The 13,390-nt window shown below is 62.9% G+C and carries 12 protein-coding genes; 1 reads left to right on the top strand and 11 read right to left on the bottom strand.

The genetic code is table 11. The annotated features are described in order from the left end of the window. Position 1: 1 nt before the first annotated feature. The 4 genes from RI444_RS22840 to RI444_RS22855 all read right to left on the bottom strand — a co-directional run bounded on the left by RI444_RS22840 (position 2) and on the right by RI444_RS22855 (position 5,897). Positions 2–3,529, bottom strand: coding sequence for a helicase-related protein (locus tag RI444_RS22840; RefSeq protein WP_410510813.1), 3,528 nt, complete (start codon positions 3,527–3,529; stop codon positions 2–4). Between the two features lie 96 nt (positions 3,530–3,625). Further along, positions 3,626–3,823 carry a helix-turn-helix domain-containing protein gene (locus RI444_RS22845; protein WP_316963938.1) on the bottom strand — a complete coding sequence of 66 codons (198 nt, stop codon included), beginning with the start codon at positions 3,821–3,823 and terminating at the stop codon, positions 3,626–3,628. A 201-nt stretch (positions 3,824–4,024) separates the two neighbouring features. Next, on the bottom strand, positions 4,025–4,453 hold the full coding sequence (locus RI444_RS22850) for a DUF4913 domain-containing protein (RefSeq protein ID WP_316963939.1): 429 nt from the start codon (positions 4,451–4,453) through the stop codon (positions 4,025–4,027). Between the two features lie 13 nt (positions 4,454–4,466). Then, positions 4,467–5,897, bottom strand: a complete 1,431-nt coding sequence (locus tag RI444_RS22855) for a type IV secretory system conjugative DNA transfer family protein (protein WP_316963940.1) — start codon at positions 5,895–5,897, stop codon at positions 4,467–4,469. A gap of 114 nt (positions 5,898–6,011) precedes the next feature. Here RI444_RS22855 and RI444_RS22860 point away from each other — a divergent pair, with 114 nt between their 5' ends. After that, positions 6,012–6,986: an IS481 family transposase gene (locus RI444_RS22860; protein ID WP_207604780.1), complete on the top strand. Its 975-nt coding sequence runs from the start codon at positions 6,012–6,014 to the stop codon at positions 6,984–6,986. Here the strand turns inward: RI444_RS22860 and RI444_RS22865 are convergent. The 7 genes from RI444_RS22865 to RI444_RS22895 are packed head-to-tail and all read right to left on the bottom strand — an operon-like array spanning position 6,958 to position 13,389. Continuing rightward, positions 6,958–7,317, bottom strand: coding sequence for a hypothetical protein (locus RI444_RS22865; RefSeq protein WP_316963941.1), 360 nt, complete (start codon positions 7,315–7,317; stop codon positions 6,958–6,960). The genes RI444_RS22860 and RI444_RS22865 overlap by 29 nt on opposite strands. Next, the gene (locus RI444_RS22870; RefSeq protein ID WP_316963942.1) at positions 7,314–8,900 is read right to left on the bottom strand and encodes an ATP/GTP-binding protein; all 1,587 of its coding nucleotides are present in this window, start codon (positions 8,898–8,900) and stop codon (positions 7,314–7,316) included. Before RI444_RS22870 ends, RI444_RS22865 begins: the two co-directional genes overlap by 4 nt. Next, complete coding sequence (locus RI444_RS22875) at positions 8,900–10,408, bottom strand: SCO6880 family protein (protein WP_316963943.1); 1,509 nt, start codon at positions 10,406–10,408, stop codon at positions 8,900–8,902. Before RI444_RS22875 ends, RI444_RS22870 begins: the two co-directional genes overlap by 1 nt. Then, positions 10,395–11,732: a hypothetical protein gene (locus RI444_RS22880; RefSeq protein WP_316963944.1), complete on the bottom strand. Its 1,338-nt coding sequence runs from the start codon at positions 11,730–11,732 to the stop codon at positions 10,395–10,397. The genes RI444_RS22875 and RI444_RS22880 overlap by 14 nt, the downstream gene beginning before the upstream one ends. A 1-nt stretch (position 11,733) precedes the next feature. Then, complete coding sequence (locus RI444_RS22885) at positions 11,734–12,471, bottom strand: hypothetical protein (protein ID WP_316963945.1); 738 nt, start codon at positions 12,469–12,471, stop codon at positions 11,734–11,736. A 27-nt stretch (positions 12,472–12,498) separates the two neighbouring features. Beyond that, positions 12,499–12,768, bottom strand: coding sequence for an integral membrane protein (locus RI444_RS22890; protein ID WP_045732737.1), 270 nt, complete (start codon positions 12,766–12,768; stop codon positions 12,499–12,501). Positions 12,769–12,786: 18 nt separating this feature from the next. Then, positions 12,787–13,389: a DUF6668 family protein gene (locus RI444_RS22895; protein ID WP_316963946.1), complete on the bottom strand. Its 603-nt coding sequence runs from the start codon at positions 13,387–13,389 to the stop codon at positions 12,787–12,789. Between the last annotated feature and the right edge of the window lies 1 nt (position 13,390).

Genomic DNA, 13,390 nt, shown 5'->3' on the forward strand with positions numbered 1-13,390 from the left:
GTCATCGCGGTGGTCCTCCGCGTTCCCAGTAGTCGCGCCATTCTTCGTTGTATGAGCGGGTCGTCGCGGATGGTTCAATGTGGTTGAAGGCGCCTAGGACGTAGCACAGGCGATCGTGTTCGGGGCCGTCTGGTGAGACGCGGACGAGCGCAAGACGGTGGCGGTCCCCTTGTGTCTGTGCGAAGGTGACCTCGTTAGTCGTGATGGTGAAGGTGTCAGAGTTTTCGATGCGTCCCTTGACCTCGATGTAGTGAACGCGTCCGTCCTGGTCCGTGGACCGGACGTCATAGCCAGGGTTGTTGCGGTCCATCTCCACCGGTGATCTGCCGAGCGCGCGCTCGGCAGCGAGGACCGCATCGACCGCGCGCCGTTCGACTGCTTTCGTCTCACGGGCAAAGGCTTGCGGCGCCTCGCCCGGCCTGATGGTCAGTAGGTTGCTTGGAACGACGAGGGTGGCGCCCCGGATGACCGAAGGCGCAGCGACGAGGTTGGTGGCCTCGTTCAATTCCTGGAGCCGGCGGTCGAGACGGTCGTCGAGCTGGCGGGCACGGTTGTACGCAGTCTCGGCGCGCAGCCGACCGACGGTGCCAGCGCGCTCAAGCGCCTCAAGCCTTGTGTGCTCACGGTCCCAATGGTTGACCTCCGCAAGCAGGCGCTCCTTCACTTGGGCCCTGGTCCGGGCCGTTTCGGCTTCGAGCCGGCCCTTTACCTCGTCCATGCGAGGTTGAAGTCCCTCACGATACGACCATGCCCGGACCAGCTTCTCGTGGTTCTCGCGAACCCATTCGCTGGCGGTAATCTCAGCGATCGCCTTCGTTTCGTCCGGCTGATGCCGGTCGTAGTCGAGGTACGGCGGTGCGGACGACACAGAGACGCCCCCATTTTGTTCCAAGAGCGCGTAGTCGAAGTGGTGCGAGACTGTAATAGGGTCTACGGCAGTGTTCTGAATGCGCTGCTCAACCGTATACATGAGTATGGGCGCGTTGGGCTGCTTATCGCGACGGTCCACGAGCACCGTGCCCCTTTTGAGCACCTGCCCGAGGTCGTGGATGGTCGCCTCAATCACCGCGTGAAGCAGGGGTTGTCCCGGGGCGATCAGTGCAGCGGTGGTGAAGCCGTCGTGTCGGATGCGGTCGAGCTCGAATGTGACCCGCTCATACTGGGTGGCTACAGGCGCCCACCGATTGAGGCGGCGGGCAGTGTCGATCACACGATTGGGAACGCGGGTGATCTCATAACGACCCTTCTCGCGCCTACGGATACGTCCGCCGAGGCGCTCAAACGCGGGAATGAAGAACGCGGCGATATAGCCGGGCTGCAGGCGACGCTCGCGTGCCTTCTCCATCCGAGCGCGGACTTCTTCTAGATTAAGTGCGCTGAACATCTCGGGGTGCAGGGCACGCTCCTCGACCATCTCGTCCAGCCCGTGGGAAACGCCCGCGTCGATAATGCGATCGAGCTTGGCTTTCACTTGGGGCTGATCGCCGTACCGGATAGCCTCGATAAGCAGATCACGCAGAGAGCGTTCCTGGAACGCCTCGGAGTCACCAAGTACATTGAAAAGGTTTCCGCTGTAGGCGATCGACATCTGATCGATCTTCGATAGCAGTCTTGCGAACACCTCTCCTTCACGGGTGTCTTTGGCAACCATGTTCCACAAGTGGCAGACCTCGCGCTGGCCAATGCGATGGATGCGGCCGAAACGCTGCTCAATGCGGTTCGGATTCCAAGGCAGGTCATAGTTCACCATTAGGTGCGCCCGTTGAAGGTTCAAGCCCTCCCCTGCTGCATCGGTGGCGAGCAGCACGACTGTGTCGGGGTCGTTCGTGAACTGCTCCCGTGCTGCCTTGCGGTCCTCCCGGCGAGTACCTCCATGAATCGTGATGACAGAGTCAGCGCGGCCGAGCTGGGCGCTGATCTTACCGTGCAGGTAGTCGAGCGTGTCCCGGTGCTCTGTGAAGATAATGATCTTGCGGATATCACTGGAACCGTCCTGGGCGAGGAGCTGCTCGTCGAGTATGGTCCGCAGCTCCACCCACTTCTTGTCGTCGTCCTGAAGACGCACGCGTCGGGCGACGCCAATGAGCTCTTCGAGGATCGTTATCTCAGCCCGCAGTTCCGGGATTGTCTGCGCGGCGGTCGCGAGGTCCACAACCTGATCCACTTGTGCTTCAAACTGCGCGCGCTCATCATCGGTGGTCTCTTCGTCGAAGTCATCAAAGTCCTCAACAGACAGCGAGGGCACTGAAGAATCGACAGATGAGGTCAGGTCTGCCGCGGTAAATCGTCCTTGGTCTGCGCTGCGTTGCATTTCACGCAGCTTCGTCTCCAAACGATTTTGGCGGCGTTCCAGGGACCGTAGTATCGCTGCAGGGCTGGATGCGAGCCTGCGCTGAAGGACTGTGAGAGCGAAACCGACGTTATTTCCGCGCTTCTTATCGCCAGCCTCCGCGATCCACTCCGCCCGCCCCATCTCGGTGCGGACATAGTCGGTGACCTGCTCGTAAAGGTCGCGTTCAGCAGCACTGAGTTCATATTCGACGGTGTAGGCACGCCTCTCAGGGAACAGGGGCTTGCCCTCGAAAGTGAGCAGATCCTCCTTCACCATCCGCCGCATGAGTCCGCTGGTATCAGTGCGGTGCACGCCCTGACGGAACTGGCCCTCGAAGCGATCGCGGTCCAGCAGCGACATAAACAGTTGGAAGTCTTCCTCTTTCCCGGCATGCGGGGTCGCGGTCATCATCAGGAAGTTGTGCGCGGTCTCCGACAGCATCCGTCCGAGCCGGAACCGCTTCGTCTCATCGACCTCACCTGCCCACGAAGAGTAGTGCGCCGACATCCGGTGCGCCTCATCGACGACTGCAACATCCCAAACCACATCGGAGAGCTGCTCCATCAGGTCCTCGCTCCGGGAGACCTGGTCCATACGGACAATCAAATACGGGTGCTCTTCAAATACATTACGGCCTTGCGCATCATCAACCATCTGCCGGCTGAATACCTCAAAGCCCAAGTCGAATTTCTGCGATAACTCCTCCCGCCACTGCTCGACCAGCCCGCCGGGCGCCACGATGATCGCCCGCTCGCAGTCCGAGCGCAGGATCATCTCCTTCAGGTACAGGCCAGCCATGATTGTCTTGCCAGCACCAGGGTCATCAGCAAGCAGAAACCGCAATGGGATGCGCGGCAGCAGCTCCTCGTAAACCGCACGAATCTGGTGCGGCAACGGATCCACGTCGGAGCTATTGACTGCAACCATCGGATCGTAGAGTGCCGCATACTTGATTCGCAGTGCCTCGGCCGCGAGACGAAACTCGTCCGGGTCGCCGTCAAACGGCGGCGCGGAATCTAAATCACCAGCTAGCTCAAAGCCGGCCGCATCCGCCTCGGTTATTGCGCGTGCACCGCTGCGGCCGGAGTCGTCACGGTAGAAAACTTCGAAAAGATCGGCATCAATCGGATCAACAGCGACCAGTGTTACCGTCTGACCGGAAACGATGCCACGGAGGCGCTGTCCGGCACGCAGCATCGCCAAGTTTAGAGTCGGGTCGCTCACGTACACCTCCTTCTGTTTGGGCAATAGACCAGGCTATGCAAGACCACTGACATTGACGTCGACAGTGGCCTAGTCAGCGTCAGAGCCCTCAGGCGCTGCGGCGCCACCTCCGCGCACCCAGTCGTCAACCTCGCTGGCTTGGAACTTCCATAGGCGCCCGATCTTGTGGGCCGGCATTCCTTTGTCGGCGATCCAGGCATAGACGGTGTCCTTTGTCACGCCGAGATGGGTGGCGAGTTCGTCAGCGGAAATCCACGGTTCGGGCACAATCCGTCCTATCTGTCTGAGCGGCTAGCATCCTCGATGGTACCGGTTTTATCCTGTTTAACCGCTTTTAGCCGGTCATGTCCGGTTGGTGCTGATAAAGGGTCGTTATCTTCGAACCGGGACCACTTCCTTTTTTGGAGCTGCCGACACATGAAGGAGAGGGAGGCCGCCTAAGCGGACTCCCTCTCCTTGGGTTTGGTTCTAGGTTTGTTGGGGACGAACGTCAGGGAACCACCCGTCCGGGGCTTTCTTGGGTTCCAGGAGTTCGGGTTCCCGGTGTTCTTTCAAGTCGCAGTTGTAGAACGGTCCTTGCGGATCCAGTAGCACCCGCATGTGGTGGTCTGCGTGGTCCTTCCACCAGACGCTCATGCCGGTCGCTGGATCATGTCGCAGGTGCTCCCAAGCCCTCCACAGTGCGGCTACGCGGGAGACAGCCTCGGGGTGGAAGTACCATTCGATGCACCACTTGGCCGATTTGCCCGTGACGCTGCGAACGTAGGTGGGTAGCAGCTGTTCGTGGAGAAATTCCTCGGCGGATCCGTAGACGAGCTCCTCCGCTTTCTCCGCACCCTGACGCTCGGTATCAGGTGGCGGCGTATCCGTGTCGTACAGTTCGAAATCATTCGCCATGACCAGGTCCTTCCTACTTCGTGACCCACGGGTTGGCTACCGGTTCAGCCGGCACCGCAACGGCCGGTGCTTCGGGGCGCGGGCTGTACTTCCTGATGGAGGACTCAACTGATTCCTTGTGTGGTCCGCTGTACCAAGGCATGGTCCGGACCAAAGTGGCCGGGGCGCCGGAGGCGAGGACAACGGCGCGTCCGCGGTCCAGCTCGGCGAGGTTTGAGACATCAAAGATTCGTTCCTTGGCTTCCTGACGGGAGCGGCTGGACCCGGACTTACCGGAGGAGACGGAAACGTTGATGTAGCTGTAGTCCCCGATCAGGTCGGACAGAGCGCGGAGGAAACCTTCTTCTGCCACGCCGCCGCCGTAGACCTTGACGTTCGCGGCCGACCAGATTTTCCGCATGTTCGCCTCGCCCCACAGTTCGACGCCTTGGGACCAGGACTGCAGGATGCCCATGACGATCAGGCCTTTGGAGCCGTAGTGGCTGAACTGGTCCGGCAGGCCGGCCCAACGCACCACGTTCGCCAGCTCGTCCAGGGCGAACAGGGCAGGTTTGGGCAGTCGTCCTCCGCTGCGCTCGGCACGTTCTTCCATCGCCTCGGCAATGGCAACGGTCAGTGCGGTTGTGAGTGGTGCGGCGGAGCCGGCGCCTTCCTTGGAGAGGATGTAGATCGTCTCCTGGGAGGCGGCGAAGGCGTGCGGGTTGAACTGCCGGCGCGCATCACTGGCCACGCTTGCGCCGCCAGTCGGGGCGACCCAGCGCAACGTGTTCCGGCTCTTGAGACACTGAATCATCTTCTCGGCGGTACCGAAGATGCCGTCACGCTGCTTGTCAGCCAGCTCCAGCGTGGATTCCAGTCCCTTGTACTGCAGCTCGTAGTCGTGCTGCTTGAGGATGTTGATCGGTTCCCGGTTCACCTGCTCCGTCACCCACAGATACACCTGCGTGATCGGCAGATCCCCGAGAGCGGCAGCGAGGAAGTAGGAGGACAGAATGTCCTCTGCCTTGGGATCGAAGTAGGCGTCAGGCTTTGACCCAGGCACGCGGGAACCCACGGAGAAATGCTGCGTGAGCTTGTAGGCCTTCTCTTCGTCCGTGACGTAGGAGAGTGGGTTCCACCACCAGTCCGGGTCTTCCTGCGCGATCTTCTGAGGATCGAACACCCACACCGGGGCAGTGCGCTCACGGACCCCGCGGGTACCGTCCACGACGTCGCGCTTATTCGATGTCGAGACCACCGCGCCGGGAGCGTCCAGAATGGCCGGAATCACCCGTGAGGTCGATTTACCGGTCCGCGGACCCCAAATATCCAGGGACAGGTCTTCCCACGACTGAAGGAACTTTTGCCCGGTGGACACGACCTTGCCGACGACGATGCCGGGGTTGTCCTTGATGCCCAGCCGTTCGGCCTTAGCTTGGGCTCCCTTCTCGGAGAATGCGGCCAACGCCTTGCCGCGGCCTAGGTGTACTCAGCCAACAGGTTGGTTACACCGTGAGAAGAGTGAAGACCTCTTAGGTTGGTGGTTACCACAACTGCCAACTGAATCTAAGAGGTCTTCATGTCCCACCGTAACGCCCGCCTGACACCGACCGGTAGGCGGATCATCATCGAGCGCGTCCTGTCGGGCCGTCCCATTGCTCACGTGGCTAAGGAACTGGGTATCTCCCGGACGTGCGCCCACCGCTGGGTCAGCCGCTACAGGACCCATGGCTGGGACGGGCTAGAGGATCGCAGCTCCAGACCTAAGTCATGCCCGCGCGCCACCCCGCAGAGGGTGGTTGCCGATGTTGTTGCCCAGCGGATAAAGCACCGGGAAGGTCCAGTGGATTTGGCCCAGCGCTGCGGCGTCAGCGCCCGAACCGTCTCCCGGATTTTGGCCCGGGCCCGCATGCCCAGGCTGTGGGACCTGGATCCGGTCACCGGGACGCGGATTCGTGCTTCCCGGGCCACAGACCGCCGCTACGAACGGGACGCCCCGGGAGACATGATCCACGTTGACGTCAAGAAACTCGGGCGGATCCCCGAGGGCGGCGGATGGCGGACAGACCCCGCGCAGAACCCGGCCAACCACCGTTCCTCGGGCCAGAAGCTGGGCTTTGACTACGTTCACGTCGCAGTCGATGATCACTCCCGCTTCGCCTACGCCGAGGTACTGCCCGACGAGAAAGGGCCTACCTGTGCCGGCTTCCTAATCCGGGCTGCGGCGGCCATGGCAGCCAACGGAGCACCCGTGCGCCGGGTCATGACCGATAACGCCTTCGCTTACAGGCTCTCCCGCGACTTCCAGGCCGCACTGGCACAGTTGGACGCCAAACACATCCTGATCAAACCCCGCCACCCATGGCAGAACGGCAAAGCAGAACGCTTCAACCGCACACTCCAGGAAGGCTGGGCATACCGGCAGCCCTTCACCTCCAACCAGGCCCGCACCGACGCCCTGCAACCATGGCTAGACTTCTACAACAACCACCGGCCCCACGGCAGCCTCGGAGGCAAACCACCCATCAGCAGGTGTAACCAACCTGTTGGCTGAGTACACCTAGGTAGCGGGCGGCTTTGTCGACGCGGGCACGCTTGGACGCACCTTGCCGCCACGCCACGAGCACGACGGTGGCCAAAGCCAGGATGAGCCCGGCCATGACGCAGACAACGATGGTGGCTTCCGTAGGCCACGGCACGCGGCCTTTGATCAGACCTGTGATCAGATCGATCGGGTGCGCCGGTGGGGCGGCGATGTCAGCCATCCACGAGCCGACGTGCAGGGCGGCGTAGGGGCCGCAGACGAAGACGATGATAAAGCCGATGGCCAGCCAGACCAGCAGGGCATCACCGGCTCCGATTCCTTTGCGGTTGGGTGCGCTCATTCTGATGCTCCTTCACTGGGCAGGGCCGGGGTTGCCGGTTCAACCGGGGCTTTCGATGTGGTGCTCCATTTGGCGTTGGTGTCGTTGATTCCTTCGGGGCCTTTCTCCAGGGATGTGAGTCCGACCTGGACGGGGATTCCGGGGCGGCCGCCGACCTTGATGAGGAACTTTCCCCGGCCCGGGGGCTCAGCATCGACGCCGCGGGAGTCCCACGCGGGCGGGTCCTGCCAGCCGATGAGCTTTTGTTGCTCCTGGCGGGAGAGCGGGATGGCGGAGGTCAGCTGCGGCATTTCCGAGGCCGGCAGGCCGCCGCAGATCACCATGCCGGAGCGTTCGACGAATCCGCGGGCTTTCATCCGGTCTTCTTCGGCCGGTAAAGCCAGCAGGTCGGACATGGTGTGGGAGATCATGATCTGTCCGACGCCGACGGAGCGGTTGAGCCGGGTCAGGGCGTCGACCCGGTCCACCATGCCTTTCCCGGCTCGAAGGGCGCGCCACAGTTCGTCCAGGACGACGAAGTAGTTCCGGCGGGGTTCAAGGCCGGCGTCGGCTAGGGCGTTGGCGACGTTGACGGTGCCGAAGCCGTAGGACCAGCATGCAAGCAGTATCGCGGCCTGCAGGTCCGTTTCGGTTTCATCGATGCTGGAGACGTCAAAGACCACGGCACGGTCGCGTACCATCGGCTCGGAGGTTTGCCGGGAGAAGATTTCTCCGAGCTTCCCGCCTCCGGTCAGGCCCAGCAGGGTGGCTTCCAGCGCGCGGGTCTCCTGCAGGTAGACAGACTTGTCTCCGCGGTCGAGGGCGACCTGGCGCAGTTCGTCAGGTGCGGACACGATGACGTCCAGCAGGTTTTTCAACACCGGAACACCGTCAAAGCGTTCATCGAGGATCCGCAAGGCACGATCCAGGATTGTCTGTTCCTGATCGGTGGGAGGGTTGTTCCGGCTGATCGTGATCAGTGAAACGACCATTGTCAGGCGGCGGCCGTGCGCGTCGGCGCGGACCCGTGCTGCGTCCTCAGGATGGCCGTTGTCTTCTAAAAGCTGGGCGGCTTCAACGGCCTGGCCGGGGTCAAGGATGTTCAGGTACCCGACGCCGCGGCCGAGCCGGATCACCTGCCCGTTCAAGGCCTTGACGGCTTTGACGTGCTCGCCTTTGAGGTCGCCCAGGATCAGGGGGTGGATACCTTGGGCGGAGAGTCCGATGAACATCCGCCGCACGACGGTGGACTTCCCCAGACCGGGCTTGCCCAGGATGAACGCCGAGGGGTTGGAAATCAGCCGGGCCCGCTGGAACCAGCTGATCGGGTCGCAGCAGACCGTGGCCTGGGTTTCCTCGTGGCGTCCCAGCGGGATACCGATCATGGGTGAGGACGTACCGGAAGAGAACGGCCACAGCCCGCATACCTGAACGGTGGTTCCCCGGTATTCCTTCACGGACGGAACGAGCTGTGCCATGCCCCCGCCCCGGCCGGGCCAGCCACGGGCACCCGGCGCAGCCCCGCGAGGCTTCTTCGCCTTCTTCTTCGGGGCTGCAGCGGTGTTGTGCTTGAAGGGGCGGGTGAAGAGCTTTGCTCGGGCCATTACAGGGCATCCTTAATCTCGGACGGAACCATGCTGTGCTTGTGCAAGACCAGCCCCAGGGGAAGGGACGCGGCGAACGCGGTGTCCTGGGATCCGTAGGCGCGGCGCAGCAGCACCCGGGCGGTGCCGGAGGTCTGCTCGATGGCGGCGACGGCATCGGGGAGCCGTTCGGCGTTGGTGACGGTGGCCGTGACGACCATGCCGAAGTTCACCAGCCCTGCGCCCTGGGCTTCTTCCTGGGCGGTTTGGGCCGCCGAGCGGGCATCGACCAACGCGCGGGCCGATGGCCGCGTGCCGGAAGTGATGCGGACATTGGCGTTGTTCTGGTCCCGTTCCACGACGGCTGCGGCGCGGGCCGAGTCCATCGGGCGGTACAGCAGCGAGATGCGCTTGCGGTCAATGTCCCCGTGGGGTGCCAGCAGCCGGGACAAGACGGAAGAGTTCACCGATCCCCGCGGTGCACCGGTCATGGTCCAGGACGCGGAGAAGGCGGAATCGTGCCGGTAGTCATCCCAGCTGGCTTGCGTTGCTGTGGGGCCGACTTCGCCCCAGGTCAGGGACACTGGGGAACCGGCGGCGTGGGCTTCATCAATGATCAGCGCCGCCGGAGGATCGTAGGCGACGCGCACGACCTCGCACAGCTCCTGGGCGGACATGGGGCGGGCGATCCCGGCGCCGGTGGACTGCAGCCGTGCTGAGAGGCCCGGGATCCGGGACGCGAGGTCACGGGCAACGTCTTCCGGGGTCCGCTTCTTGGCGCCGGCCCGAATCGCGGCGTTGAACGTCAGGGACACCCAGGCCCGCACCGTTGCCGATCCTTCCGGGTAGGTGTCCACGACTTCGCCCAGCATGTCACGGGCGAACTCGGGGGCGTCCGGGTCGATGTTCATCATGACCTCGTTCCGCAGCCGGTACCCGGAATCAGGGGCGGTCTCCACCGTGACGGCCGCGGCGTCCAGGCCTGCTTCGTCGGCCAGGGACGCGAGCCAGCCGCCCCAGTTCGCTACCCAGGCATCGACCTGTTCCGGGTCAACGAGGGAGGCCCCGTCAGGTTCGGTGGAGAAGACAACCGTGTAGTGGCTGGTCGTGGGGACGTGCAGCATGGCGAAGGGGCGCTTGTAGGAGTCGGTGAACTCGAACAGGGTGGACTTCGCTGCCAGACCGGGCAGCTGGTACATGCCCCACTCCGTGACGCCCAGAGGGCCGGAACGGTAAAGGTTGGTTCCGGAGGACCGGGAGAGCTTGAACGCCATCCGGGTGCCGAACCGGTCAACAATGGACTGGCCGTGCTTGTCCTTGACTGTCAGCAGCAAAGCCATGACACCGGCAAAGGCAAGGACGCCCAGGCCCGCGAGCAACCCCCACAGAGCGAAGCTGATGATGCCCGACAGGAGCCCGGCAAAGACAATAGCGGTACCGATCGCCCCAAGGTTGGCCAGGCCAGCTGAGCGCGGCACGCGCCAGTTGCCGTAAGACGGTTCTTTGTACTCGGTGTTAATTGCTGCCACTAGGGCCCTCCCCCGCTGAATCCTGCGCTGTCTTCTCAATTGCCTGCGACGTCCTGGACGCCAGCTGTGCACCTGTGGCTACAGCCACTCCGGCTGGACCAGCTGCCGCTGCACTACCACCGGCTCTTGCCACTGATACCGCTCCACTGGAACCAGATACTGCTGCCGTTCCGGCGGTTGCTCCGGTCCCTGTCTTGGCTTTTGCATCAGTGCCGGCGGCCCCGCCCGGCCCGCTGCTGCCCGGAGTGGGTTGCCCGCCTCCACCTCGGGGGCCGGCTGGTCCGTCGCTGCCCTTCGGTGAACTGCCGCCGTGCATGCTCTGCGTGTTTGACATGCTCGTTGACGATGCGGGAACGGGGGATGCATTGCCCCTGCCGCTGCCACCCCGGCCAAGCGAAACTGCACCGGTTGCGATTGCTCCGACAGCTGCTCCCGCCCCCGCGCCTCCACCAGAGGCAACCGCACCAACCATTGGGGTCACGAACCGCATCAACGCAGGCAACGCGAAAAGTGCCACGACCATCAGCGTGAATCCGGTGATGGGCTGAACCAGATTGGCGCTGCTGCTACTCCCCTTGCCCATCAGCAGGAACGCGACCGAATACACGATTGCAGCGGCTGGTTTGTAGAGGATGAAGGCGATAGTCCAGCCAACAGCCTTCTGGAACCACTGCCGGCCCATCTCTGTGTTCGTGAACGCGGCCGTGGTTGGGAGGATCCCTGCGAGGATCACCAACATGCCGCTGCGCACTACCATCAACACGACCTGGACCAGGGACGCGATCAGTCCGATCAAGCCCAGGACGATCAGGATGAACACGCCGACGCCGGTCTGGTTTGTCATCACCAGGATCTTCAGGGACTCGGCGAAACCCTTACCGTCGGTGGCACGATTGATCACCACCGCGGCGAAGGCATCAGCGGCGACCACCAGAATGGAGATGACGCCCAGACCAAGGCCGGAGACAAGCGTCAAGGTCAGCAGGGACCGGAGCAAATCCTTCAGGGGCGCACCCCGCTGCTCCCAGATCAAGCGAATACCGCCCAGGATGACCGCCAACACAGCAAGGGCGAGAGTCCACGGCATCAGCTCACTGTTCACCACCGACACAACGGGGCTTGCAGTTCCGTCCTGGCTGGCCAAGTTCACGGTCGGCATTGAAACCCAGAAGGTCGACAGCGTGGTCACCATCTGGCTCATTCCCTCCATGATGGCTTTGGCGAGGTTGTTGATGGCATCGTCTGCAATACCGGCGGCAACATTGCTGGCACCCTGTTGGGTCCAGCAGAGGGCGTTCCAAACTTCGCACTCTTTCTCTGCCATGTCAGACGCCGGCCCAAGGGATGAACGAACTCAGGTCACTGATCTGGCGGACTGCATTTCCACCGGCGGCGGGGATGTCCATCTTCCAGTCCCCGTCTTCCCACAGCAGGGATGTGGAGAAGGCGCCGTATCCGCCGTCACTGCTCTTGATTGCTAGCTCTACGACCGCAGCTTTGGGCGTATACGAGTGGATGATGAAGCCGGCGATCTGCACCTTCGGAGTGGTTCCCCCTCCGACGTCCTTTCCCTCCCTTATTGCCTGTACTGCTTTGTCCCGAGTGGGACTGTCAGCTGAGAGTTCCAGGTAAACCTGCTTCGCATAGCCATTGAATGAGGCAGCCCAGATGTTGGCCGTGGCGTACAGCGCTCCGGTGGGCGACTGCGCGAAGCAGGACCTCAGACCGTCCTTGCCTACCGTGCCAGGACCTGCGGTGGGTGGGTCGGTCGGGACGGCCATGGTTCCCACCAACTCCCACTTGGACGTCGGTGCGGTACCCAGTGCTGTGTCCTTGCTGGCAGGGAGTCCGCAGACACTCTCGTCAGAGGCGGTGGACGTGCTGGGGCTAGCCGGGGCGGAGCTGGTCTGCGCGGGTGCTGGTTGGGCGTTTCCCTGTTCGTTGGGGAGCAGGAAGATGACGACTGCTGCTGCGATCAGCGCGACGACCAGCGCGGCCGCGATGATGAAACCGGGCTTGGTGAACGGATTGCTGTTGGTGGTGCTCTCTGGTGATTGGCTCACGGTGAACCTCCCGTTGTTGGTGCTGGTTTAGACAAAGGCGCGGACGATCCCTGAAGAGCCTGTGATGATGATGCAGCCCATCAGGACCCAGCCGAGTTTGGCGATTGATTCGCCGCCTTCTCCACGACGGAGCTGGATGACCATGCCAATGCCGACAATGATCACGCCCAGGACGCCAAGGACGAGACCGATACCAGAGGCCCAGTTCAGGACGGTCAGCAGGCCGCCGGCTTCAGCGGGCACGACAGGGGTCGGGTCGGGGATGGTGCTGGTGGTGATGGCAGTGATGACGTTCATGGTGAGACCTTTCAGTGGTTAGTGCTGTGGGTTGGGTTCGGTAGCCAGAGCAGCTACATCGGTGACGAAGCGTTGATATTCCCTGCCCGGTGGCGTCGTCGTGGAGCCACCGTGCCGCCACGTCTCGACCCAGGGCAGGATCCAGAGGCGGGGTGCTCCCCCGCCGATAATCGATGCGAAGTCGCGCAGCGTCTTGGGGGTCTTTCCCGGTGCATCTGCCAGGACGGCGAGGCCGATGAGTTCAACCTTGGGTGTTGCTCCTGATGCCCATTGGGTCAAGGCGTTTTGTGCGCTGGTGAGGCCGCGCATGTCTGCGCGGCAGACCAGCAGCACCCGGGGCTTGCTGCCGTCCTGCATAACAGGCCAGCAGTGCCCGGTAGGGCGTGCCCCGTCGATCAGGTCTGCGGTGCGGCTTTCACCTGCTCCCCCGTGGCTCCCAACAATCCACAGCAGCGCGGACCCGGACACTACGCGGTTCGCCAGTCGGTCCGCGGCGTCCGGTTCCACCATGCCCCTCAGCGGTGTGCTGATCACGGCAGCTGGCGGGACGTGCACCTCGGGGGCTTCGTGGTCGTTGCTCTCGGCTGGGCTGGTGATCCAGGGGTTCAGAGACAGTTGCATG

Source organism: Paenarthrobacter sp. AT5, from assembly GCF_032764245.1.
Classification (GTDB): Bacteria; Actinomycetota; Actinomycetes; order Actinomycetales; family Micrococcaceae; genus Arthrobacter; species Arthrobacter ureafaciens.

Coding starts and splice junctions, on each gene's coding strand:
- RI444_RS22880 (WP_316963944.1), bottom strand. CDS start 11,732: ATGGCAGAGAAAGAGTGCGAAGTTTGGAACGCCCTCTGCTGGACCCAA.
- RI444_RS22870 (WP_316963942.1), bottom strand. CDS start 8,900: ATGGCCCGAGCAAAGCTCTTCACCCGCCCCTTCAAGCACAACACCGCT.
- RI444_RS22850 (WP_316963939.1), bottom strand. CDS start 4,453: ATGGCGAATGATTTCGAACTGTACGACACGGATACGCCGCCACCTGAT.
- RI444_RS22895 (WP_316963946.1), bottom strand. CDS start 13,389: ATGCAACTGTCTCTGAACCCCTGGATCACCAGCCCAGCCGAGAGCAAC.
- RI444_RS22890 (WP_045732737.1), bottom strand. CDS start 12,768: ATGAACGTCATCACTGCCATCACCACCAGCACCATCCCCGACCCGACC.
- RI444_RS22865 (WP_316963941.1), bottom strand. CDS start 7,317: ATGAGCGCACCCAACCGCAAAGGAATCGGAGCCGGTGATGCCCTGCTG.
- RI444_RS22840 (WP_410510813.1), bottom strand. CDS start 3,529: ATGCTGCGTGCCGGACAGCGCCTCCGTGGCATCGTTTCCGGTCAGACG.
- RI444_RS22860 (WP_207604780.1), top strand. CDS start 6,012: ATGTCCCACCGTAACGCCCGCCTGACACCGACCGGTAGGCGGATCATC.